Origin of the sequence: Leucobacter coleopterorum (assembly GCF_011382985.1) — a bacterium.
GTDB lineage: Bacteria > Actinomycetota > Actinomycetes > Actinomycetales > Microbacteriaceae > Leucobacter > Leucobacter coleopterorum.
Genome location: NZ_CP049933.1, coordinates 2719362 through 2742877 on the forward strand (window position 1 = coordinate 2719362; position 23516 = coordinate 2742877).

Sequence of the window (23516 nt, forward strand, 5' to 3'; positions counted from 1 at the left end):
TCAGATTTGAGCGAGTCTCGAAGAAAGATCACCATGGAACAACCAGCAGCTACGCTCATCCCGCAGCGCATGCCGGAGAAAATGTCGAACGATTACGCCGACCTTGAGGCCCTCTGTGCGAGCACAACTCTCGCTCACGTCGCCTACACCGGCGACAGCGGGCCACTCATTTTTCCGACGGCCTTCGCGCTTCTTGATGGGCAACTCGTCATTCACGGTTCAACCGGATCCCGGTGGATGCGACACCTTGAAGGTGCCAAAGCATCGGTCGCGATCACCAGGGTCACCGGGCTCGTGGTTGCTCGCAGCACGTTCGAGTCGTCAGTGCACTACCGCAGCGCCGTCATCTTTGGTTCATTCACTAGGGCGGACTCGGAGCGGCACGAAGACCTGCTCACACGCTTGTCTGAGCGGCTGATTCCAGGTCGCACATCAGAGACCCGCGCGTCACTTCGTAAAGAGCTGGCCGCCACAATGCTGCTGGAAATGCCGCTCGACCACTGGTCGTTGCGGGTGTCGGAGGGCTGGCCAGAGGACGAGGACGAAGATATCGCGGGTGAGGCCTGGGCGGGAGTGATTCATCTCGGCGACCCCGTGGCAACCGCTGAGGCCGCACCCGATTTGCGGGTTGGGATCCCTGAACCCGAGTCCGTGCGGGCCCTCGTGCAATCACCGCGCGGGATCGTGTGAGCGAATCACACACCCGCGATCCTCACCCCGAAAACGTCAGTGCACAAACAGCAGCAAACCTGCCACGGAGACAAAGAGCACTCCAAAGATTGAGTTCAACACTCGCTGGCCACGCTCGCTCGAAACGTAGCGCCGGAAAGGTCTGGCTGTGCCTGCAAAGAAGAACCACATCACGATCGTGTCGACACCCACGACAGTACCGGCGATCATGAGGTATTGCGGCAGAAGAGGCTCGCTCACACGGATGAACTGCGGTAGAAATGCAAGAAAGAACACAATCGCTTTGGGGTTGAGCAAGTTTACCCAGAAGCCGCGCCGCAGCATTGACCAGGCGTGTTCTCCCTTCTGAGCAGTCGTGTCACCATCACCACTCTTCTCCGTTGGCCGGGTGAGCATCAGACGGACACCCAGGAACACAAGATACGCGGCACCCAGATAGCGGATTGCGTTGAAGAGCACGGGGGTTTGAGTTACCAGCACACCGACACCGGCCGCCACAATCACGATGTGAACAAGCAGCGCGAGTTGCAGTCCAAGCACTCCCCAGATCGACCGCCGCCACCCGACTGTCAACGCATTCGACATCGTGTTGATTGCACCCGCACCCGGTGTCAGGCTGATCACAACGGATGCCGTTAAGAGAGAGAACCACAGCGCAGGAGCCACCCAGCAAGTTTACTGCTCGCCCGCATCAAGTCCCACACGTGTTATCCCTCTTCACGCACCACGACTTCTTCGTCACGCTTCCGCCGCCGCGCCAGAAACAATAGCAGCCCGAGTGCGACCAAAACGATCGCGAACAGCACGAGAGCAACCGGCAGCACCGCACCGGTGATCGCGAGCGGTAGCGCTTCACCGGGAACGAGGGCTCCTGATAGCCGCACATCTACCTCAAAATCAAGGGTTGTCGAGGCCTCATCAAGGGCCCGAGAGGTTTCGGCGGCGGAATCCATAACAACGCCGATCTTCACCGCAATCTGCTCGCCCTGAGCGACAGCCACCTCGGCGATAGCTGTAGACGGGTCTCTCAGCAATTCACCGTACGTCGCGGTTCCTGAAACCCCAGCAACGTCCCACATCACGGTCACGTCATCGCCGAATGCCCGGTTCTGCGCTTTTTCGGGCACGTTGCGGTGTGGCACCAACGTCACCTGGGCCACTGCCTCAGAGGGACCAGCGTTCCCCACTGAAAGTGTGTGTTCAATGTGGTCCCCGGGACTCAACACTCGGTCCCCCACAAAAGTGGCTTCAGCTGTTGAATACTGTTTACCCTCCCAGCCGAGATGCACCACTGGCCCATCCCACTTTGCTTCAACCGAAGCAGTTGCGCTCTGACCACCAGCGTTGCCAGACTGATCAGGAACAGTCTCGGGAGTGGGCTGCCGAGAGCCTAGACCGGTAAGCGCCGAGGTGTCCGCAAGAATTGGGATCGCGCCCGCAGCAGTAAGCGCAACGGCCCCAAGCAACAAAAGCGCCAGTGTCAACGCCCACACCAGGATACTTGCCCTGCGTTGGCCGCGCGACGCCACAGCAAGCGCTTCCGCTCGAGCATCCGGAAGTCTCGTGTGCACGTGTGTTTGCATGGCTACTCCTTGACTCTCTGGATGGCCGTTACGGCGGCTTCATCCGTGGCTGATGCCGAGCGCGCAATAGCGTGTGCAAGTTCACGCTCACGCAGCTCAAGTTCACGCTCACGCAGTTTGAGTTCACGATCGTGAAGCTCACGATCCCTGACTACGCCTACGTCGGGTTTCGCGGAGGCAGTTGTCGACGTTTGTTTCATCATCCCCGAACCCTGGCGAGGTGCCGTAATCACGGTCGTTCGCGGTTTACGAGTTGCGCTCCATCCACCCGCAATAACAAGAACCGCAACGAGTGCAGCAAGCGCCAGCATGGGATTCTCACCCACCCACTGACGTGCCCAGCCGAGTTTGGGAATGCCATACATAAACACACCGCGCACTTGTGTCGGTGAAACCGGCTCGTCGACAGAGCTGTTGGCATCGCCCTGAGTGATGAGGCGACACTGAGTGTGATCTTCGAAGGTACCTATCGTTTTCCCGATCACCCGGTGAGTAATCAGTGCAGGATCATTGGCCTTTGGAAAGTAGGTCACGATTGCCCCGACTGAAACGTCGTTACACACTCCGACCTCATCTGTACCTTTCACCACAACAACATCTCCGGGAGCAAACGTGGGCTCCATCGATCCCGACAACACAGTCAATGAGTCCCCTCCCATCACACGCGGCACAACAACTAGAGCAAGAAGCACTACGACAGCAGAGATGACAAGCGCTGACATGACTGCCCTACCGACAATTTGCCAGGGTGAAGTCGACCAGTGGCCCAAGCTGCGCGCTTGCGTGCCCGCCCGAGCACGGGCGGAGTTTTGCTGGTACTTCATGATCACAGTGCTTCCTCTGGCGCGGTTGCTGCGCTCACAGCACAGCACGCGCTGCAAAATCTTATGTATGAGAGTGTCCGCCGTTGGAGACAGCGGACACTCTCAGGCGGCACTATTGGGGGGAGTACCGCCTCAGTCGACGCCACAAGGAGATATGGCGCCTTCCTCCCGAGGCCTCGGGGAAGATGTCGGCCTCGAAAGGGGCTTGGTGTTACTTGAACTGCTTGCCGGTGTCACGCACCTGAGTGAGCGCAACCTTCATCTCAGCAAGGACATCTGCAGCCGTCACGTCAGTGCGTTCGGTCACGGTCTCATCGGTTGGCTTGTAGGCGAAGTCACCGTTTGCGTACTCTTCGTCGGTCTTCTTGTAGAACGACGCGTAAATCACAACGTTGAGGTCTTCCTTGATCGTCGGCATGCCGAACACAGCCTTCTGCGCCTCAACTCCGGTAACGGGCTCTGCCTCACCCAAAATGCCGTGGGTGTGATCTTCGAGACCGGCGGCTTGACCATCAGCGGTGGCCGAAAGGTACAGCAGTGGCGCATCCGCCACCTCAGGGAGCTTGCTCTCCTTTACCAAGAGCTTGCTGCCGTAGTAGATCTCGTAGCTGTAGTTCATTCCGCTGATCCCCGACTCTAACTTGTCGAGTCCATCAAGCCCAACGCGCGCGACCAGATTGTCGCCATCGAGCGTGATGGTGGGCTCAAAGGATGCGGCCAGCTTGTCACCGGGGGCGATCCGCCAGGTGTTTACGTCGGTAATGCTGTGACCCAGTTGCGAACCGTCGGTGTTACCAACCGTCTCGGTCGCGTCCGCACGGTCACCCGACACGTCCCAGAACGTGGTGTCGTTCTTCGTCACGATGTTGAGATCACCAGCGGTGATCGTGCCACCCGAGAACATGTCATTTGCTGACCACAGGGCGAAGGTTGAGCCACCCACAAGCAGCGCAGCCGTTCCAGCCGCCACCCAAAGAAGCCCGCGCCGACGCTGCTTCTTCTCAGTGACGACGATGATCTGATCGTTGTCGATGTTTGTCATTTGTTTTCTCCTCATATTGGTGAGCGCCGTTCAAAGGGAGACCCCCGTCGGCGCTCGTCGACACGGGTCAGGTTCGGGTATTATTTAGTTTTAGGAGTAAAAGACTTGTTGAGGTTAGTGACCTCAGGCTTGAGGGTGATGACGATGCCGGGCTCACCTGAAGGGTCCGGGTAAAGGTCGGCGAACCAATCGTCGTGACCACGCGACTTCGTCGTGTCCTCAGCCTCGCCCTCCGCAAGAGCCTGACTCTTATACACACCAAGCTGTTCAAGAGCTGGCGGAAACCCAACCGCTGCGTGCCAAGCATCGGTTGCCCCGTTGTTGCTGCTGTCTTCTGCAGTACCAACCGCTTGTACCGTGTTGACATAGGTTCCGTCAGGCAAACTGTTCCAGTTCAAAGCAGCACACCACTCCTGTTCCGTTTCAACGCCATCGACTGCTGCACCCGGAGCTTGAAGCTCAACATCTGCCGCGTCGTATACATATACGTTCCGTGGCGTTTCGCCTTCACCAAGCTCGGGGGTCGCTGGCACAGCAGAACAATCGCCGCCCGCAGCTGCACGATAAACCTTGAGGGTTGAGCGTTCGAGCACGGTGCCAGGCTGTGCGATACCACTGCTGAGATCGTGAGAGCCCTGCTCTGTGCGCTGTTCGCTCACCGCAACGCTGTAGTTCAGGCCAGTAATACCGAGCGAGGTTCCACTCGCGGTAAAGCGCCAAATCACAGGTTCCGGGTCAACCGCGGTTTGTTCCAGCACCTCAAGCACCTTGGCACCAGGCAACGTGACCGAAACCGCACCGCCGTTCTTGGAATACTCACGAGTCGACTCGTCCTGGGCGGCCGTCGCCGCAAAACGCACGGCACCGAGGTCGAAGCTTGGCACTGAAACATCCATCCGGGCGCTCCACAGTGCGTTCGCGCCAAGAGCGACCGCCGTGAGACCCGCTGCCACGCCAGCAGCGACCACCATTCGAGTCACACGTTTCACTGTTGATCACCCGACTCAACAAACCCCGGCCCCTCTCGAACCTGCTGCAAACTAACGTTTACGCCGCCCACATCCCACTTAGTCAAATCGAGCAGAGGCTTCTGCTCAGTCCAGCGGTAGAAGTCGACAACTCGCACCGTGACGATAACCTGCCAGTTCACAGTGACTCCGACATCGCTGCTAACAAGACCTTTCACTGTGATCGACTCACCGAGCTTCGCTTCGCCCGACTCCGGGCCTGCTTGCTCTCCGGCCTCGTTTTCCACGCGGAACCCAGCGACGATAGTGCCAGCCTCGATATCTTTGAACGCCGCGGCACCGGCGTCCACCAGCATTTTGGCGTTCAAGTTGTCGCCCTGCAATGTCGTCGTCACTGGAATGACAACCTCGATCACGTCCCCCGGCATCGACACGAAGTCGCCAGGGCCGTCTTTCAAAGCACCCGACGCCGGATCTGTTACCCCCGGGGTCACCTGCCGCCAGCTCGCTTCACCGTAGGTAAGGTTGAAGTCGCCCGCCGTCACACGCCCACCCGCAAACGCGGCGTTACTTGTCCACAGAGCAAAGGCCATGCCTGCAGCAGACAGCAGGCCCGCTCCGGCGAGAACTGATCCTGCAACAAGTTTGCGCCGGTAGCTCATGTTTCGCGCCCTCCGCACTGCGGGGCTGAAAAAATTGGCCAGTTTCATGAGAAGTTGTCCACTGTGGTGTCGACCGGGATCAATACGCTGCAAGCAGCCAGCAAACGCGTTTCTCCGACGCTTAACTTCGGCAAGATCCCGATCAAGCCTTCTTCACCCAGACGAACGTCGGAGTCCGTGACCGCCACGTCAGTCAGCTGTGTTTCCCACTCATCACGCGAAGTATTGGTGACCTCATACACGAAGCACACCGGCTGCGCGTCTGTGAGCCGCTCACCCTTCAGGGCTTCTCTCCCCGTAGCGATAATCTGCTCGGGTGTCGAGCTGTCGGCCACTTCAACAAAAGCCCGCTTCTTGATAGAAATTGATGGATCCACGGAGAAGAGTCGCACGAGCAACGGCGCGACCGCCAAGCCGTCGTAGTTGGTGTCGTCAGAAGTTACCGTGTGCGCAAACGAAACTGGAGTGTTCGCTGCAACCTCGGAGGCCTCAGCAGTGACTCGAATCTTGGTTGATGCGCTCTCCCCCGCCTTTACAACCGCGGAGGCTTCTGACAGCGATACCTTATGCTCGACGCTCGCTGCATCTCCGCTCGCCTCGAAGTTCAGATCAGCTTTCGGATCGGGCGCACCCGCGGCTACCGCAAACTGATACTCCTTACCCTTGGGTTCGCCCGTCACCAGCGTAAACGTCTGCGGCTTCACTCGAATTGGGTTGTGGAACGTGATCGCAGAATCGTTGCTCTTTGCCGGGTAGCGGTTTGTAAGACCGCCGAGGCTACGCACTTTCTCAGCGTCGATTTTCACATCGACCTCGGCTGAATCGTCTGCACGAGCGATCACAGTGAACTTGCGGTTCGAACTGCCTTTGACCGGTTCAGCAGAAATAGTTCGTGGGTTGAGCCGCGACTCGTCGAGCGTTTCAGCCACCGGTTTCGCCGTAGCGTCGACGGCCCCAGACACTGAGTCTGGTTTCAGAGGCAGTGTTGAGCTCACCGTGTAGTGCAGGTCGCGGGCGAGCGTAGGATCATTCTGATCATCCGCCTGCTCAATCGTAATTTCAGGTCTGCAGCTACCGCTGAAGCCAACGATGCGGGAATACTGGGAAGACTGACCCGACTTCGTCGCTACCGTTTGCAGGCGCACGTAGCCTCCGGCCGCGCCCGTCGTGGCATCGACAATCGTTGCCTTGTCTGTTTGTCCAAGCACGGTCGAAGGGAACTCTTGTTCACCAACCGGAAGGTTCAGCAGCAACGTCTGTTCTTTACCCGTAATCTCGGAGGCTCGCCCGAGATAGATCTCGGCTGTTCTGTCTTTTGTCCAGTACACGTCGAGATCAACAACGTCCTCAGGAAACGGAGCCTCTGTCGGGCCTGTACGGGCACCGTGGCAACACACACCGGCACGTCTTCAGCCAGCGGCGACTTCACCTGTGCGGCACCGTCGGGGCGTCTTCGGTCAACACCTGCGCGTTTCCGTTGGGATACCACGTGCGCACTCGACTGTTCGAGTTGTTCGCGTTAGCAACCATTACTCCGCCGCCTGCGTAAGACTCCTCGTTTACTGCGGGACGACCTTGGCTCCCTGTGCGCGCACCAAAGGTATTCTTCTCGACTCTCACGTTGCCCGTGTTGCTCAAATAGATCGAGTTTGAGTTGTACCCGTTGAAGTAGTTGTTCGCAATCTGCAGTGTTCCGCCACCTGCAGGCTGGCCAGAAGTCGTGTCACCACCCACGAAACGGCGTAGGGTTGTCCCCCTGCGGCGCGAACAATGTTGTTGTTGTTGATGAGGTTGGTGCCGGGTATTGGCCCAAACGGAAGCGAGATAAATGCCTGGTACCACGCGGACCCCGTGCCCTGGACGTTAATAAAATCATTGCCTGAAATGTTGATGTCTGAGACGCGAACACTCGTGTTGTAGCTTCCCCGGGAGTTGAACGGGAAGGCAGTTTGAGTGGTCAGGTTTGAAATCAGGGAGTTTTTAAAGGTGAAGCCCTTCAGCTCAGTGGTCTGGTTATGCCGCGAAAACCCGAGAATGTTGGTGCGGCAACCGGAGCCGTCCCAGGCGTTACAGTTACCGCCGACGGTGTAGGTAATGTCAACGTTGTCGATCACTAGGTTTTCGATCGGTGCGTTGGAGTTGTTTGAGTAGTTGTCAATGTAAAACAGCGAGGACGACGGGTAGTATCCCTGCATCCGATAGTTCTTCACGGTAATGTTCGACGCGCCCTCGCGAACCGCCAAGAACGACTCCGGGTAATAATTCTTGTCGGTAATCGTGGTTCCGCCGTCAATCGTCATGTTGTGCGCGTTCGACCCCGCCACAAACGAGGTGCGGCCGGAGAGGATCTGTGTCATGTTGCGCAGTTCAACATCGGGGCCGTTGACGTAAAAAATGGTCGTAATGGAGTTAACACTCGATTGAATCGTGACCTGATTCTTGAGATCGATCGTCACAGGAGCCGTCACCTCAAAATGAGCTCCCGCATCGTACGTTGAGACCCGGCTGTTATTCATGCGGGAACCCGCACTGTTTTCTGGGTCGATATTTCCAACCAGGTCATTCGCGACCGTGATCAGAACCTGTCCTTTCGGCAGGTTCAGAGCATTGGACGCTTCCACCGCCGCACGTAATGTGCACTTCCCAGAAACTGATTTGCACACTCCGGAGCTGGGATTCGCGCTGCGAGCGTTGGAGTTCGTATCAAACGAGTCAACAACAAACGTGTGCGTTGCGGCCTGTGCGCTATTCGCCCAGACCAGTGAACCAATCAACATGGCAAGCACCGAGACAACCGCCGCAGCAAGTCGCACCCGACGATCCCGCCACCAGGATCGCAGCGACCCCTTAGCTACAAACTCGCCGTGGGCTCCTAAATTGCTGCTCATCGCCACCCTCCTAGTGCGCTCGTACCCCGTAGACATGAATACGGAACACGCTAGGTGCGGGTAAGCCTCAAAACGGGAGCCCTAAGTAGTTTCGACGCGAAGGTGAGTAAAATCGACCGGCTGGGCTAGAGTGGTCTAGGTAGTTTTTGTCAGGTCGTTGGGAGTCATCCTCCAAGCGGCAGGGATCCCACCCCTGAGCGCACCCCAAACGAAGCCACTCAATAGCTTCGCTTCGCTTCGATACGCCCAGTTTTTGCTTGATGTTATGCACGTGGTTCTCAACAGTGCGGATGCTGATCGCCAGGTGTTTGTGCACCTCTTGACTGGTCATTCCCTGCACCAGCAACTGTGCCACTTCCCTTTCACGCTCGGTGAGGTGCGCAACAACGGGTTCCATTTTCCCAGCCCTATGAGTGCCTGGCTCAAGCGAGTCAAGAAACATCATTTCGTCACGTTCGAACTGTTCCGCCCGAGCGATTTGCCCCGAGCCACGGAGAAGAAGAATCACCTGTTCGTACGCCCGAACCGTCTGCTCGATGCGTCCTGTTTTGGCAAGCCTCGGCAACACCGTAATCAGCGCCTCACAGTCCGCACGATGCTCTGCGACAACAAATTCTAGATAGGCGAGCAAATACTCACTGTGCACCCCAACGACCCAATGTTTCAACAACAGATAGCGGTCTTCGTCAAAACGGTGATCGAGCGAACGCGTGCCGCTCAAAATCGCGGTTGCCACCAGCCCGTGTTTGTGGAGTGTTTCGGCGCTTCTCCAGCAGGCCTCAGCAGCGAGCTGCCGCGCCCCTTCGAGTGCCGCGATTCTCGCTTGCCCCCACTCTTCATACACAGAACGCATCACGCCTCCAGGCAAACGCAATTCTTCGAGTTCCTTAAGCATACGTTTCACCTCAGCGACTGACCGCGCAGAAATGATGGCGAACACAATCGCCCCCAAGTATTCGGTGCTCGGGATCAGCGGTGGTCCACCCAGCGCGTCAAACAGCTCCCGTAGATACACAATTTCTTGGCTGCGACCGCGAATCAGCAAGAGCAGTGTCAACAGATGCGCATGCTCCCGCAGCGAGGCTTCGTCGAGTTCGCTCATGGCGCGCTCGAAGCCGCAATACGCAATTTCAAACGCTCGTTCAAAATCACCCAGTTCGAGTGCGACGAAGCCCGAAAGCACCTCAGAAGTATGGTCGACAACTCCTGGTTGCCCGGGGGCAATGAGGCTGAGTGTCTCGGCGGCCTTATCTGGGCGCCCAGCGTTCAGATGCACCGCAGCAAGCGTATGGCAGATTACAGGCCAAGCCTCCTCCGCTGTCGAATCATCCATGCGCAAATACTCAGCGGCATCTGTTGGAACCTGCGCAAGGTCGAGCAACATCTCGATTCTCGTCGCACCGAGCATCTGCTGAAAATCGACCGGGTTCTCAGGGTGCAAAAGTATCTCTTCTGCTTTGTCGATGTCATGCAGGCAGTACCCGTACAGCCAGGCTTTCCACCTCGTGAGCTCAGCAAGATGATAATCGGATCCCGGTGCAGCCATTCCCTCTGCGATAACGGCCAAGATCTCTTGTGGATCCACCCGCTCACCAACCATTGCCGCCGTGTACCGGAGCGAGTTCTCACGCGTTGCGTTTGCCCGAAAACCCAATGCGGCTTCTCGAAGCTCCTCACGTTTGTGGCGCGCCAAAAGATTCAAAAACGATGGCGCTATTGGAGTGATTCGGGTGCGATAGTGAACCGATTGTGTTGGCTGCGGGATACGCGAATCAGAGATCGTTTCAGCACTCGCAGGCAGACCGAGCCGCGCCTGAGGGGTCGTCTGAAGAAGCATCTCTTGGAGCAGTGGCGGGTTAATCGACATCCACCTACGATCTTGTGCCTGGTGCGACACCACAATCCCCTGCAGTTCAAGCCGCTCGAGAACCGCAACACCGATCAGAGACTTCGATTTTTCCATTTCGATCGTTCCCGCGTGAGCGAGTGTTTCAAGACCTGCAATCTCTTCAGGTTCAAGTTCTTCGATATAGCGCATCATGAGTGGAATGAGTGCATCGCTCCACAGATTGCTTTTTGCAGCCCACTCGCCATCCACCAGGTGCAGTTTTCTCTCGATTCGTGCTGCCTCGCATATCGAAACTGCGATAGCAACCAACCCGCCCGACTTTGCATACACACGCCCGAGCGTTGCCGGCTCAAGAGGAGCGCCAAGTTTTGCATGCAACAGATTGCGAATCGCGTCTAGCGACAGGGTCGGCAACGTCACCATAATCACCGAACTGTCTTCAATCAGCCGATGCTGCGCCTGACTTGAGAGCGCGATAACATTGACCCTCGCCTGCTGCCGATACATCGTGAGTACCGTACGAAGGGTGGGCGTAAGCGCTTGTGGGTTCTCTGCGATAACAACAAGCGGACGATTTCCAACTCTACGGGCCAAGTGGGCCACCAGCTGGACGGTAGAGAAATTGCGCACGGCCTTTGGCGAAGCATACGAGTATTCTGTAGACTCAGTTCGTGCAGGCTGCTGAGTCGGTGTTTTGGTGTTTCCTTCCAGAAACTGGGTAAAGGCGCTCGGAATGGGTATTTGTTCTCCGACCCGTGGCAAAAACACAACCTCTGTATCTCCCTCTTCAAGCCCCGCCTGCAGCGAGTGAAGAAACCAAGAGCCACCATTGCCTGGAGCAGACACGACGTTTACGTCAAAGCCGGAGCGAAGGTACTCGACCACCCGTTCAACCAGGCCTGACCTCTCTTCAATTGCGGTGTTATGCACCATCAGCTACCTCCAAGACTCACGAATCACTATCGATGTTTGTCCCCCTCTGCGCGGACTCTCTCGCGTGATCACGCCAGCTCCTTGGCCCATGCACAGCTGCGTGTTACTTGGATACGCCCACGAACCGCCCTCTGAATGTGCGCCCCAAACAGGGTCCCCAGCACAAAAAGGTGCGGTGCGAGCAATACCAGTTGTGAAGCCTACACCCCGTCAATGAGCAAAAGCAGGGCATGTAGCAGCAGCGGGAGCCAGGCAGTTGGCCCAACTCCCGCTAACTGTGTCGCATGTCGCGACTCATCTGAGACATATGTCCCGACTCATCACAGAGTGGATCTGAGGGGAATCGAACCCCTGACCTTCTCATTGCGAACGAGACGCGCTACCAACTGCGCCACAGACCCTTACGGCGATCAACTTTACCAGCCGTGGGAGCACCTCACGAAATCAGAAAAGGTTCGTTACAGGCTAGCCTGCGTTGCGACGACGACGCAGCACGGCATCGAGATCGGGCATGCCCTCGCTCGTATCGCCGACAACACCCATCTGACTCAGACGAACGCGCGCTTCGTTCTCCTGGGCTTGTTGCGCTCGCTTCTGAGCTTGAGTGCGGGCCTGCTCCCGAGCGAACGTTGCCTGCTCAGCCTGCGCTGCACGATTACGTTCGACCTCAGCGGGATCAACCGCCTGCACAGAATCAGCCGCCAGAGACTGGGTGCGGGCCACCTGCTCTCGCGCTTCTTGCAGCAGCATTGAATCTTGCTGGTTCTCAAGCAGGGTTGGCTGGCCCGATCGGGCTCGGGTGCGAGCCAGAGCACGTGCTCTCTCGATTCGTTCTGCCGCAGCTCGCTGGGCCGCAGCATGTGCCGCACTCGACTCTGCCGTCTCACCAGTTGCAACAATTTCTTCAGCCACGGGCAAAGAAACAACTTCCGGCTCGGTCACTTGTGCGGTGACCACAGGAGTGGCAGCCACTCGCCCGGGAGCAAGCAGCATGAGGCCGGCGAGCGCCGCGGCAAACAGTGCTCCCGACCAGAGCAGAATTATCGTGCCGCTCCCAGCTATTGCAGCGCCTACGCCGACCAGTAGTCCGAGGAGCCCAACAACCGCTCCAAGGAATGCAACACCACGCACGCGCCGAACGATAGGTCGACGAAGCTTCGCTGATCGTTGAATGGCGGCCTGCTTTCGGTTCACCTGCTGGGCACGGATCTCAGCGCGTAACTGCTCGGCGCGAGCCTCCGACAGTTCGGCATCACGCTCAGCTTCCTGGCGACGCTGGGCGGTGCGCAGCAGTTTTTCATGTGCGAGTGCCTGCTTTGCGGTGGCCTCAAGGCGCAACTCCTGAGGCACCTCAGAGGTCTCCGCGAGAACCCGCAGCGTCCGCTGCAGTCGAAGCGCGTTGCGCTCGGCCGCGCGAAATTCCCTACGCCGAACCCAGGCGGGCACCAAGACGGCAGCCCAAAGGAGCGCTGCGACGACAAAGATTACGCCGCCTCCGAGTCCTCCGCCTGTCATGCCGTTCACACTACGGTTTTGTGCCTCGAACTACCCCTCGGCGCGCCGAGAACACTCAGTAATCGCTCAATCGACAGCTCTCGTCAACCGCGCCATCAGGCCACCCGGAGCCTCACCGCGTGTCAGGGCAAAACACTCGTGGTCCCTCCACGCTCCATCAATGTGGATATACCCACTACGGCGACCTTCATAACGCATTCCCAGCTTCTCAACCACACGTAGTGACGCCGTATTCTCGGGTCGAATGCAGATCTCAACACGATGCAAACCAAGTACGCCAAACAGGTAATCAATCACGAGTGCAACAGAGACGGGCGTGATCCCAAGCCCGGCAACGTGTTCCGACACCCAGTACCCGATCTGTGCTGACTGCAGCGCTCCCCCGCTCACCTCAGAGACACTGAGTTGTCCGACTACTTGCGAGTCGTAGCGCACCACAAATGGCACCCCGGTTCCCGCTTTCAACTGTCGTCTGAGCGAGCGAATAGTCGGTCGCAGAACAACGGAACCGGGCACAACTCCTCGACCCGACGGGTGAGTCGCTTCCCACTTTTGCAGCCACTGCCGGTTATCGGCAAGCAGCTGACGCAGTGGTTCTGAGTCGGACATACGCACGAGTCGCACCTCTACCCGACCGGCAACGAGAGTTCCCGGATCTTCGATGGGGCGACCGAGCGGAGCCATGAGTTAAGCGTCGGCTTTTTGCGCGCGCAGTTTGTCTGCAAACCCGAGCACCCACTCGGTGATTTCTTCACCGAGGTCGTGGTGATCGACTCCGAGCAGCACATTTGCTTTGATCCAGTCAGCACGATCGCCCGTGTCGTAGCGGCGCCCCCGGAAAATTACGCCATACACAGGCCCTCGCCCTTACCCTCGGCGAGGTAGTTGAGCGCGTCGGTCAGCTGAATCTCGCCGCCGCGTCCCGGTTCGAGAGTGTCGATCACATCAAAGATCTCGGGACGCAACACGTAGCGCCCAATAACCGCAAGGTTTGAGGGTGCATCGGCCACGTCGGGCTTCTCCACGAGGCCAGTAATTTTCACAACATCAGGCTCATCCGTGGTTTCAACCGCGGCGCAGCCATACAGATGAATTGACGCCTCTGGAACCTCCATCAGTGCTATCACAGTGGCCTCACGCGCATCATGCTCGGCGACCATACGCTCAAGCAGCGGGTCCCGCGCATCAATCAGATCGTCACCAAGCAGCACTGCGAACGACTCGTTGCCGACGTGACGGCGCGCACGCCCAACCGCGTGACCAAGCCCAAGCGGCTGACCCTGGCGCAGAAAGTGTACTTCAGCAAGCTCACTCGACTCGTGCACCTTGCCAAGTTTGCCCTCATCGCCCTTGCGCTCAAGCGTGTATTCAAGTTCGGGCACACTGTCGAAGTGGTTGATCAGGTTATCTTTGTTACGACCGGTAATGATGAGCACATCATCCAGCCCAGCCGCGGCAGCCTCCTCAACGACGTACTGAATCGCGGGCTTATCCACGATCGGTAGCATCTCCTTCGGCATGGCCTTTGTCGCGGGCAAGAACCGCGTTCCGAGGCCTGCAGCGGGCACCACTGCTTTGGTAACTGCCCGAGCGGGCGTGCGCTGAGAATCAGTCATGCGCTTCAGCCTAGTATCCCGGCTATTTCCCGCCAACTTCTCGGCGTTTAGTGCGCAGATTCCGTAGGCTGAGAGGGTGCCCACAAATCAACGCAGCGAACGCAGCGAAATCCGATGCCGTGAGACGCAGCACGGCGAAGTGCAGCCTCAGACCAAGCAGCAAATCCGAACAGCAGTGCGCGCCAGCCGGGCTGCACGAAGCGCGGCAGCGCGGCAGCAGACCCGGGATCAGCTCACCGCACAACTCATTTCGCTCTCCGTGCAGCGCAACGCCAAGGCGGTTTCCTGCTACTTCCCGACACCAAACGAGCCCGACACCACCGGGTTCACTGCTTGGGCGCGCACCAACAGCATCGACGTTTTCCTTCCCGTAGCCCGAAAGGATCGCAACCTAGACTGGGCACGTCTCAGCGAGGCAGGCACCGCCGGTGGCCTCCACGGCATTCAGGAACCCGTGGGCGAGAGGCTGCCAGCTCAGATCCTTGGCCAATTGGATCTACTCATCATTCCCGCATGCGCAGTTGACGAACAGGGCATGAGACTGGGGTGGGGTCTCGGATACTACGACCGACTACTTGCCACACTAGATACGCTCCCTCCGGTTTTTGCCGTGATCCACGACGACGAACTCTTAGCGCACATTCCAGCAGATACCCACGACATTCCTGTCCACGGAGTCATCACTCCCACCCAAACAAGGTTGTTTAGCAACTACGCAGGCTAAACTCGAGGACTGTGCCTACCTACGCCTACCGATGCGCCAAGTGCGACCACGCCTTCGACATCTACCAGTCGTTCACCGACGACGCTCTCACGGTGTGCTCCGAGTGCGGTGGCCCGCTGCGCAAAGTCTTCGGCTCTCTCGGCGTTACCTTCAACGGGTCAGGTTTCTACCGCACCGATTCCCGTGCCTCGGGCGATAAGAAGTCGGCTGGCTCGTCAGGTTCGGCGTCGGGTAGCTCGGGATCAGGCTCCTCAACCTCAAGCAGTTCCTCCGGCTCCAGTGGTTCTTCAAGCTCGGCGTCCTAGTTTTCAAGACCAACTAACCCCAGTGGGGCGGCCGATCTCGGCGCAACTGCTCGTCGTTCTCACCCGGCTTGCGAGAACCAGAAACAGCGCCACTCTCGCCCCACCCCTCGGGCCGGTCTTCTGAGGCAGTCGCGTCCAAAGAGTGGTCCGACGGATTCGGGTCAACCCCCTCGGGCGCAGGCCGAATCACCCGACGCGGCTTGCGGTCTGCGGTCACAGCGCCGAGTATTCCTCAGTCGCTTGAGCGTCCGAGGGATCCGCAGAACCCGTGTAGCCAAGCGTACGCGCGATCCGCATCGCCGCCTCGTCGGGGTCGGAGAACAGGTCAAAGCTGTGCACGCGGTAGTAGTGCCAGCCGAGGCGACGCAGCACTGCAGGGCGCAGGCGCAGTGCGTCGCGGAGGCTGTCGTGTCCCTCGCCCAGATCAAGGTCGATCGCTATTGCTCGATCTCCGAGTGAGGCCGCGAGCGGAATCACTCCCCGGTAGTCGAGGGCAACGGTGAGACCCAGCTTTTCCAAGCGGTCAGCAAGCTCTCCGACCATTGGATCGCGCTCGGCAGGCAGTGCCGGAGGCTCCGGTGCGGGGTTTTCCAGCGCCAGCAGTTCGGCGAGATCGACAACCCCGTGCTTGATGCGGGCAGCGTCAAGATCTTTCGGTTTGAAGCAACTGACGATGGTCATCGCGCGACGCGCACGGGTCATCGCGACGGCAAGCAAACGCTCTCCACCCGGCTGGCCCAGGGCACCGAAGTTCGAGAGCACACGCCCGTGCGGGGTGCGTCCATAGCCGATCGAGAAGATCACGCGATCCCGGCTCTGCGCGGTCGCCTGCTCAAGCGTTAGCACGGCAAACGGCTCGGCACGCTCGCCCAGCAAAAACTCGCGGTACTGCGGAAACTTCGAGAAAGCCTTCAATACTGACTGGTAGACGCGCACCGCGTGCCGCTCGCTCGCTGTAATCACCATGAGCGATTCACTCGAGCGCTCACTCGCGTGCTCAAGCACGAGCTGCACAACGCGGTCAACTTCAGCGTCGGTGCTCTCAACCGCACCCGTCTGCTGATCGGGAAGCCCCTGCCCACCGTGCACAAACTCGTAGGTAAGGCTTGAGTGACCGAGGAAACTCCCGGCCCACGGCAGCGACTGGATCGCACCGTCGTAGAAGCGAGTGTTCACGAGGCTCGTGAGATCCTCACCGCCCGCACGATAGCTCCGGGTGAGCGTGAGCGTTGGCAGCACCTCGCCCAGCTGCGCGAACGCGGAGCGAGCGTGCAACGCCTCAACGTCAACAGAAACGGGCTCAGCCCCAACCGCCATTTGGAAGGGCATCGGGCTCTGCGTCATCGTGTCGCCAAACGCAACGACCTGGCGAGCGCGACGGATAGCGCCCAGGTTCTCAACGAGGGTCGTAGCCCCCGCGTCAACGATCAGCGCGGCATCGAACCGCATCGTATCGGGCAACTGCGCGACCTCGTAGGGCGACATGGTCCACACAGGGGCGAGCACGGCCATGAGGTTCGGCGCGTACTTGCCGAGCATCGCGGCCGACACGTATCCGCTACGCAGTGACTCCCGCAGTGCACGGGCCTCCTGCTTGTGATCAAGTACAGAAACACGCCACGCGTCGGAGAGCGCACCCGCAAGCAAGTTGCCATTCGCGCCAGAGTGCGCGTCGTCGACAAGGCGGAAGTCTGCTTCAAGCCGCTCAATCACGCTCGTATTGGCGCTGAGTAGTGCGGGATTCGTCTGCAGCATGCGCTCCAACGCGGACTGCCACCAGGCGAGCTCAAGCTCGGCAGCGACCTCGTCTGAAGGTACATGCCTCGCCGACAGATCGTCGAGCAGACCCTCGAGGTGTGAAGCTCGCAGCCGCTCAATAATCGTGGTGCGCTCCTGAATGTTCTGCAACACTTCAGACTCGCGTGAGAGATCGGAGATGCGCGCAGCGAGTGAACTGAGCGACAGATTCTTCATGCGAGCAGGATCAGTGACCGTACCCAACGTCTTGTCGAGTTCGTCGAGCTGCTGATAGGCCAGTTGGAAGGCCACAACCACATCGGAAATACCGAGCGGCACCTCGGGCCGCGTGCCAGCAACCGTTGTGTAGCGCTGCCACAGCACACGCTGCTGCTGGATCTGCACCAGACGCGAGTACATATCGGTGATGTGCACACCGGGCCGCACGTATTCACGAGCGAGTTTGCGTAGGCGGCGCTTGTTCGCAGCCGACATCTCGTCTCCGCCTCGAGGAGCGTGCGCCGCGATCACCTCTGTGAGGGATCGGTCATACACCTCTGGCGTGAATCGGTCGAGAGTGTCCCGGATCCCCATCAGCAGACGCAAGAAAATGCCGAGCTCAGCGATCGTCTCGTACGGCCGCATCGACGTCTGCCCAATGACTTCGTTGGCCATCGAGATGAGTCGCGGCAGCTGCGATTCCGCGAGGTCAACGGCCATGCTGTACGCCGCACGCGCCTCTTCGGTCGAGGCGAAATCGACGCCGTACCAGGGCGAATCTTCGGGCCCATACTGGAACTGGCCGAGACGCGCGACCTCGGTCAGTGCCTCAGCCACAGAGGATCGGTCAAGCGTCAACTGGCCCAGCGCTTGGTCATCCAACCGCACGGTTGTTGTTGGCGGTTTGTCGCTGAGGGCAAGCATCGTCAGCTTACGCAGGGCCTCAAGCGGCGAGACCCCAAATCGCTTGTCGGGCGTCGACAGCGCCGACTGGTAGTCACTCAGCACACCGCGCAGGCGCACGAGCGCCTCGTCGACATCGCGCAGCTGTTCGGGTCGTGCGTTTTCGTTTCGGCTGATCGACTCAACCAGGTTACGACGCAGGCGACGTGGGCTCACGGAGAGTCCGGTGAGGCCAGCGCGAGTGAGGCGATGGGTGATGCCGTCAAGGGTTGCGCGCCGCGGCGATACAACCAAGACACGCTTGCCGGATCGCACCAGGCTTCCTATGGCATTGACCACCGTCTGTGTGCCACCGGTTCCGGGCAGGGTGTGCACCACGATCGAGTGCCCAGCGTCAATCTGCGCAAGCACGTCCTCCTGCTCGGCATCTGCGTCGTAGAGGTAACGATCTGTCTCAGGGGCTCGCTCGTCGGGCGGCGTTGCGCTCACCGGACGGTAGGAGTCGGCGAGTTGCTTGCGGGCTGGCTCGCTGCCACACACGGCCTCAAGGATTGGTGAATCCAGGTTCTTCGCGTCGGCGACCATCTGCTGCGACACGTTGTGGAACGAAGAAACAACGAGACGCGGCTGGACCACGAACCCGGGCAGACCCGCGACCATCTGGCGCAGGCGATCGATTACGGGCTGGGGTTTGAACACACCCTCGGATTGCGACAGCTCGATCAGCGTGCGCGCATCGAGACTGATCCCGAACTGCGCCCGCAGCACGCGAATCAGCTCGGAGTTCACCACCGGAAACTGCTTGAGCTTCAGCTCGAAATCACGGCCATAGCGCCGGATCGCGAGCGGGCGCAGCAGCACCGGCGCGCAGAAGTCTTCGCCTTCGAAGCTCCACTTGGCAATGCCAACGCCGAGGTTCACGGTTTCGAGGCCGCGGACGGTACGCATCTCAATCGCTTTGTCGGTCACGCGACCGGCGGCAGCACGCGCGTGGCGCAGAGCCAAATCGTCTCGGATCAGGGCGGAGAGCAAAATCTTGTTGCCCGTAATGAACTGCGGCAGGCCCCCGGGGTGTGTGGTGGAGAGCTCGATGCGGTTCGCGGGGCGGTCGTCGAAGTGCAACAGCGGGTTGTCGCCACCGATTGTGGCGAGCTCTTCGCGCCAGGCAGCGTGCTCGGAGGCGTAGCTGTCGACGAGCGTGACGGATCCGGCAAAGGGGGCCGTCAGTTGGTCGTCAGCGTTGACGTCTTCAGCAGGTGTGGGTTCAAGGTCAGGCGCGGTCGCGAGCGAGCCCTCGATTCGAGGCTCGACGGTTTCCGCGGATGTCATCTCCGCGTTATTGTCGTCGCGATCCTTGTCTGACCGCCGTCGCCTATCCACACTCCACACACCGCCACCCTAAGGTGTGTAGGCGTGAATTTGCGGAATCAGCGCGGTGTTTCTTCGCCCGCGGTCACAACCGGGGCCGCCACATCGGGCTTACCCCCGCGAATCTTCGCGAGCGCTCGCATGAAGTGGTACACCAGTACCGCCGAGATCGTACCGAGCGCGATGCCGCCAAACTGCACGGCTCCAAAGCTCAACTCGAAGTTCGCGATGCCCACGATCAGCGGAACAGCCGCCGAGAACTGGTTGATCGGCTTCGAGAAGTCGACGTTGTTGTCGATCCAAATTTTGATGCCAATGAGGCCGATGAGCCCGTACAGCGCAACGGTCACTCCACCGAGTACCGCTGGCGGCACCGAATAGATGACCTGGCCCACCTTGGGTGAGAAGCTGAGCAGGATCGCCATCACGCCCGCGGCCCAGTATGCGGCTGTGGAGTAGACGCGCGTCGCGGCCATCACGCCGATGTTCTCGCCGTAGGTGGTGGTGCCGGATCCGCCGCCGAACCCGGCGAGGATTGTTGAGACGCCGTCGGCGAACAAAGCGCGGCCCGTCACGGGGTCCATGTTTCGGTTGATCATCAGCCCAACGCTTTTTACGTGGCCAACGTTCTCGGCAATCAGCACGAGCACCACGGGCAAAAACGCTGGCAACAGCCCCCACAGGGACGGATCCACGAACGGGTTTCCGACCGCGTGGAAGCTGGGCAGACCGATCCAGGCGGCATCTTTAACCGCTGAGAAGTCAACCAGTACGGCCAGCATCGCAACGATATAACCGACCGCGACCCCCAGCACAATCGAGAGTCGCCCGATGAGTCCGCGGAACAGCACTGTAATAAGCAGGATCGCCACGAGCGTCGCAACCGCGACCCATGAGGAAAGCGCCTGGTCCACATCAGGGTTTGCAGCGGGGTTGCCGAGCCAGTTGTTCTTGACCGCTGGCGCGAGGTTGAAGCCGATCAGCGCGACAACGGAGCCCATGACAACAGGTGGCATGAGCGCATTGACCCAGCCGGTGCCCCAGCGGTTCACGATCAGGCCGACGATCGCCATCAGCACACCGATTGCGAGGATGCCGAAGGAGGCGCGGCCCAGGTCTGGGTTCTCAGGGTCTCCGCTGGCCGTTGCGGCCATGATCGGCGCAATGAACGCGAACGACGAGCCCAGGTAGCTGGGCAGTCGATTACCCGTGATCAGCAGGAAGAGCAGCGTGCCGAGACCCGAGAAGAACAGTGTTGCTGTCGGGCTGAAACCGGTGATGAGCGGCACCAGAAACGTGGCACCAAACATGGCGACGACGTGCTGCGCACCAAAGCCGATAGTGCGAGGCCAGCTGAGTCGCTCCTCCGGCAGCACGATGGCGTCGGCTGTGACACCATTCCCGTCGGCGTGCAGTTTCCAGGGCAGGGCCATCGGGACTCCTCGGTGTGCGGTGATTCACGGGTGGACACGCTGGTCTCAGTGCGGGTCCCGAGGTTCTATCTTAGCGACCCAACAGTTGCCCCCTTTCATGCCGGGGACTCCCGACTTATACTCGAAACAAAATACAGAACAGCGAATGGACCCATGAGTACCCCGCAGCACAACCGAAGCTTTTCAGTGAAAGTGACACACTTTATTGACCGCGTCGAGGTGCTCGCGCACAAGGTCGCCGTGCCGGCCATGCGCTACGCGCTCGCGCTCATCATGATCTGGTTCGGCTTCCCGAAGCTCTTCTCGGGATCATCGTCGGCCGAGGACCTCGCAGTAAACACGGTCGAGATCCTCACCTTTGGTGTCGTCGCGGGCGATACCGCGCGCATCATGCTCGCGGCCATGGAGGTCGGCTTTGGCATTGTGCTGCTCATCGGGCGCTGGATGCCGCTGATGCTCGTGCTGATTCTTGGTCACATGATCGGCACGTTCACGCCGTTCCTGTTCTTCCCAGACCTGCTCTGGAAGTCCCCCGGCGTGCTGACCATCGAGGGTCAGTACATCGTCAAGAACGTGGTGATTATTGCCGGGCTTATTTTCTTAGCTGGGTGGGGCATGCGTAGGGGTGGGCGGAGGCGGCCCATAAATTACAACGGGTAGCGGGCAGGATCTCCTACTGCCCCGCGATATACACCTTCCGAATGTGATCTTCAACGGTCCACCGCGTCCGCGACCCAGCGACCAACCGCATCACGTCGCCCACACCAACTTCCACGCTGCGATCCTCATCGAGAAACTCAATCGTGGCCCCACCCGAGAGCACCACAAAGATCTCGTCCACCTCGGTGTCGACCACCGTGCCAGAGCGCAGTTCCCAGATACCGGTTTCGCAGCCGCCGATGCTGCCGAGCTCGGCAAAGCCCTGCCTCGGCGAACCCGACACGACGTCAGAAGCGGGAACCGCTTCGAGCGCCACTTCGATCCCCAACCCGTTCACCCGGGCGTTGACGCCCCCAACCAGCACCTCACTCATGAGTCAAACCCCAGACCGAGCGCATCAAGTGTCTTCAGCAGCACGTTGCGTTCCCCGCGGTTGTGATCCGCACGGTTCAGCGCCCAGCGCGTCATGTTGATACCCATGGAGGCAATGGGTTCCGGCGGGAACGGCAGCGGCATCTCCTTCACCATCTGCAGTTCGGTGCGCTCGGTGACGCGCCCCTCAAGGCGGTCAACAATCACGTCAGCCGCGAAGTGTGTTGCCCCCACGCCCAGGCCAGTGAAGCCGGCAACGTACTGCACTCGCCCGCCGTGCGCCTGCCCGAAGAACGCACAGAACCGGGTGCTCGTGTCGATTACGCCAGCCCAGCGGTGGCTGAACTTCACGCCCGCCAGCTGCGGGAAGGTCGTAAAGAAGTGGCTCGCGAGTTTGCGGTGCGTCTCAAGCCGGTCCTCATGTTCGGCCCGGATCCTGCCGCCCGCAAAGTACACCGCGTCGTAGCCGCCCCACAGAATGCGGTTGTCCTTGGTCAGGCGTGAGTAGTGGAACTGGTTCGCCATATCGGCGAGCCCCTCGCGTCCCTCCCAGCCAATCGAAGCGAGCTGCTCGTCGGTCAGCGGCTCCGTCATCAGCACGTAGTCGTACACCGGCACCGTGTGGAAGGTGTAGCGCTTCAGCAGCGACGGGAACACGTTGGTGCACAGGGCTACGCGCTCGGCGCTCACAGTACCGTGAGTCGTCTCGAGCTGGATCGGCTCGTCGGGCTGCCCTTCAAGCCCGGTCACACGGGTCTGCTCGTGAACCTCCACACCGATCTCCACGGCGTGACGCGCGAGTTCGGCAGCCAGCTTGGCGGGATGCAGGTTTGCGTTGTCGCGCGGCGAAAACTCGCCCCCCAAGAAGGTCGGCGACTTAATGCGCTGCTGCGTTTCTTCGGCATTCAATACAACGTGGTGAGGATCATCGCTCTCCTCCAGCCATTCGACCTGGTGCGGCTCGTTCGCGATCGACAGCTCGCCAGTGCGCTCGAAGTCCACGTCGAGCTTGTGCTCTGCAATAAAGCGCTCGATGGCGTCGAGGTTTTCGTAGCCGAGGCGCCGCAGGGTGCCGACCTCGTCGGGCCAACGCGCTTCGGCGTTGGGCTCACCGTGGCTGATGCTCGCCTCACAGAATCCACCGTTGCGGCCGGAGGCCGCCCAGCCCACACGCTTCGCCTCGAGCAACAGCACCCGGCGCTCGGGGTGCTCGGTTTTCAGTTTGATCGCCGTCCAGAGCCCCGCGTAGCCGCCGCCAACAACCACATCGTCGGCCATCCTGCCGGTCTCGAGTGCGGGATAGCGCGCTGCCGTCTCGGCAACGTCGTCGATCCAGAAGCAGCTCAGTTTAGTGTCGCGAAGCGCATCGTCGATAATCTTCGCGGCCGGTCGGTGCGTCTCAAAAATAGTGGGTTCCATGGTGTCCTCGTTTGTCGTGTCCTCA

Annotated in this window: 20 protein-coding genes, 1 tRNA gene and 1 pseudogene; 4 read left to right on the forward strand and 18 right to left on the reverse strand. The window is 59.7% G+C overall.

Going from position 1 to position 23516, the window contains the following annotated elements:
• Positions 1–33: 33 nt before the first annotated feature.
• The gene (locus G7066_RS12770) at positions 34–690 is read left to right on the forward strand and encodes a pyridoxamine 5'-phosphate oxidase family protein (RefSeq protein WP_244302992.1); all 657 of its coding nucleotides are present in this window, start codon (positions 34–36) and stop codon (positions 688–690) included.
• A gap of 36 nt (positions 691–726) precedes the next feature.
• Here the strand turns inward: G7066_RS12770 and G7066_RS12775 are convergent, their stop codons facing one another.
• The 13 genes and pseudogenes from G7066_RS12775 to G7066_RS12835 form a co-directional block, all read right to left on the reverse strand.
• Positions 727–1356 carry a LysE family transporter gene (locus G7066_RS12775; RefSeq protein WP_166331468.1) on the reverse strand — a complete coding sequence of 210 codons (630 nt, stop codon included), beginning with the start codon at positions 1354–1356 and terminating at the stop codon, positions 727–729.
• Positions 1357–1397: 41 nt separating this feature from the next.
• Positions 1398–2273, reverse strand: coding sequence for a hypothetical protein (locus tag G7066_RS12780; RefSeq protein WP_166331469.1), 876 nt, complete (start codon positions 2271–2273; stop codon positions 1398–1400).
• Between the two features lie 2 nt (positions 2274–2275).
• Positions 2276–3097, reverse strand: a complete 822-nt coding sequence (locus G7066_RS12785; RefSeq protein WP_166331470.1) for a signal peptidase I — start codon at positions 3095–3097, stop codon at positions 2276–2278.
• 211 nt (positions 3098–3308) lie between these two features.
• Positions 3309–4139 (reverse strand): alternate-type signal peptide domain-containing protein, encoded by an 831-nt coding sequence (locus G7066_RS12790; RefSeq protein WP_166331471.1) that lies wholly within the window; start codon positions 4137–4139, stop codon positions 3309–3311.
• Positions 4140–4219: 80 nt separating this feature from the next.
• Positions 4220–5119, reverse strand: coding sequence for a hypothetical protein (locus G7066_RS12795; protein WP_166331472.1), 900 nt, complete (start codon positions 5117–5119; stop codon positions 4220–4222).
• Positions 5120–5124: 5 nt separating this feature from the next.
• Positions 5125–5769 carry a hypothetical protein gene (locus tag G7066_RS12800; RefSeq protein WP_166331473.1) on the reverse strand — a complete coding sequence of 215 codons (645 nt, stop codon included), beginning with the start codon at positions 5767–5769 and terminating at the stop codon, positions 5125–5127.
• A gap of 44 nt (positions 5770–5813) precedes the next feature.
• Positions 5814–7097, reverse strand: coding sequence for a hypothetical protein (locus G7066_RS12805; RefSeq protein ID WP_205881452.1), 1284 nt, complete (start codon positions 7095–7097; stop codon positions 5814–5816).
• Between the two features lie 306 nt (positions 7098–7403).
• Positions 7404–8657, reverse strand: coding sequence for a hypothetical protein (locus G7066_RS12810; RefSeq protein ID WP_166331475.1), 1254 nt, complete (start codon positions 8655–8657; stop codon positions 7404–7406).
• Between the two features lie 67 nt (positions 8658–8724).
• Positions 8725–11439, reverse strand: coding sequence for a helix-turn-helix transcriptional regulator (locus G7066_RS17110; protein WP_280116171.1), 2715 nt, complete (start codon positions 11437–11439; stop codon positions 8725–8727).
• A gap of 328 nt (positions 11440–11767) precedes the next feature.
• A tRNA-Ala gene (locus G7066_RS12820) sits at positions 11768–11840 on the reverse strand.
• Between the two features lie 64 nt (positions 11841–11904).
• Positions 11905–12963, reverse strand: coding sequence for a hypothetical protein (locus G7066_RS12825; RefSeq protein ID WP_166331476.1), 1059 nt, complete (start codon positions 12961–12963; stop codon positions 11905–11907).
• A gap of 57 nt (positions 12964–13020) precedes the next feature.
• Positions 13021–13638, reverse strand: coding sequence for a GNAT family N-acetyltransferase (locus tag G7066_RS12830; protein ID WP_166331477.1), 618 nt, complete (start codon positions 13636–13638; stop codon positions 13021–13023).
• A 3-nt stretch (positions 13639–13641) separates the two neighbouring features.
• Positions 13642–14570 (reverse strand): annotated as a pseudogene (locus G7066_RS12835) (UTP--glucose-1-phosphate uridylyltransferase).
• Between the two features lie 76 nt (positions 14571–14646).
• Between G7066_RS12835 and G7066_RS12840 the strand changes: the two are divergent.
• Together G7066_RS12840 and G7066_RS12845 are read left to right on the forward strand one after the other, a co-directional pair.
• On the forward strand, positions 14647–15294 hold the full coding sequence (locus G7066_RS12840; RefSeq protein ID WP_244302993.1) for a 5-formyltetrahydrofolate cyclo-ligase: 648 nt from the start codon (positions 14647–14649) through the stop codon (positions 15292–15294).
• Between the two features lie 11 nt (positions 15295–15305).
• Positions 15306–15599 (forward strand): FmdB family zinc ribbon protein, encoded by a 294-nt coding sequence (locus tag G7066_RS12845; RefSeq protein ID WP_166331478.1) that lies wholly within the window; start codon positions 15306–15308, stop codon positions 15597–15599.
• A gap of 13 nt (positions 15600–15612) precedes the next feature.
• Here the strand turns inward: G7066_RS12845 and G7066_RS12850 are convergent, their stop codons facing one another.
• From G7066_RS12850 to G7066_RS12860, 3 genes are all read right to left on the reverse strand, one after another.
• Positions 15613–15816 (reverse strand): hypothetical protein, encoded by a 204-nt coding sequence (locus tag G7066_RS12850; RefSeq protein ID WP_166328080.1) that lies wholly within the window; start codon positions 15814–15816, stop codon positions 15613–15615.
• Entirely contained in the window at positions 15813–19568 is a 3756-nt protein-coding gene (locus G7066_RS12855) for an AAA family ATPase (protein ID WP_244302994.1), read from the reverse strand. Before G7066_RS12855 ends, G7066_RS12850 begins: the two co-directional genes overlap by 4 nt.
• A gap of 98 nt (positions 19569–19666) precedes the next feature.
• Complete coding sequence (locus G7066_RS12860) at positions 19667–21040, reverse strand: uracil-xanthine permease family protein (RefSeq protein ID WP_166331479.1); 1374 nt, start codon at positions 21038–21040, stop codon at positions 19667–19669.
• Between the two features lie 153 nt (positions 21041–21193).
• On the opposite strand from G7066_RS12860, the gene G7066_RS12865 reads away from it, so the two are divergent.
• Positions 21194–21700, forward strand: a complete 507-nt coding sequence (locus tag G7066_RS12865; RefSeq protein WP_166331480.1) for a DoxX family membrane protein — start codon at positions 21194–21196, stop codon at positions 21698–21700.
• A 13-nt stretch (positions 21701–21713) separates the two neighbouring features.
• Here G7066_RS12865 and G7066_RS12870 read toward each other — a convergent pair whose 3' ends face one another.
• Entirely contained in the window at positions 21714–22073 is a 360-nt protein-coding gene (locus tag G7066_RS12870; protein ID WP_166331481.1) for a cupin domain-containing protein, read from the reverse strand.
• Entirely contained in the window at positions 22070–23491 is a 1422-nt protein-coding gene (locus G7066_RS12875) for an NAD(P)/FAD-dependent oxidoreductase (RefSeq protein ID WP_166331482.1), read from the reverse strand. Before G7066_RS12875 ends, G7066_RS12870 begins: the two co-directional genes overlap by 4 nt.
• Positions 23492–23516 lie beyond the last annotated feature (25 nt).

Coding starts and splice junctions, on each gene's coding strand:
- G7066_RS12855 (WP_244302994.1), bottom strand. CDS start 19,568: ATGACATCCGCGGAAACCGTCGAGCCTCGAATCGAGGGCTCGCTCGCG.
- G7066_RS12865 (WP_166331480.1), top strand. CDS start 21,194: ATGAGTACCCCGCAGCACAACCGAAGCTTTTCAGTGAAAGTGACACAC.
- G7066_RS12770 (WP_244302992.1), top strand. CDS start 34: ATGGAACAACCAGCAGCTACGCTCATCCCGCAGCGCATGCCGGAGAAA.
- G7066_RS12860 (WP_166331479.1), bottom strand. CDS start 21,040: ATGGCCCTGCCCTGGAAACTGCACGCCGACGGGAATGGTGTCACAGCC.
- G7066_RS12870 (WP_166331481.1), bottom strand. CDS start 22,073: ATGAGTGAGGTGCTGGTTGGGGGCGTCAACGCCCGGGTGAACGGGTTG.
- G7066_RS12800 (WP_166331473.1), bottom strand. CDS start 5,769: ATGAGCTACCGGCGCAAACTTGTTGCAGGATCAGTTCTCGCCGGAGCG.
- G7066_RS12785 (WP_166331470.1), bottom strand. CDS start 3,097: ATGAAGTACCAGCAAAACTCCGCCCGTGCTCGGGCGGGCACGCAAGCG.
- G7066_RS12780 (WP_166331469.1), bottom strand. CDS start 2,273: ATGCAAACACACGTGCACACGAGACTTCCGGATGCTCGAGCGGAAGCG.
- G7066_RS12790 (WP_166331471.1), bottom strand. CDS start 4,139: ATGACAAACATCGACAACGATCAGATCATCGTCGTCACTGAGAAGAAG.
- G7066_RS12875 (WP_166331482.1), bottom strand. CDS start 23,491: ATGGAACCCACTATTTTTGAGACGCACCGACCGGCCGCGAAGATTATC.
- G7066_RS12810 (WP_166331475.1), bottom strand. CDS start 8,657: ATGAGCAGCAATTTAGGAGCCCACGGCGAGTTTGTAGCTAAGGGGTCG.
- G7066_RS17110 (WP_280116171.1), bottom strand. CDS start 11,439: ATGGTGCATAACACCGCAATTGAAGAGAGGTCAGGCCTGGTTGAACGG.
- G7066_RS12830 (WP_166331477.1), bottom strand. CDS start 13,638: ATGGCTCCGCTCGGTCGCCCCATCGAAGATCCGGGAACTCTCGTTGCC.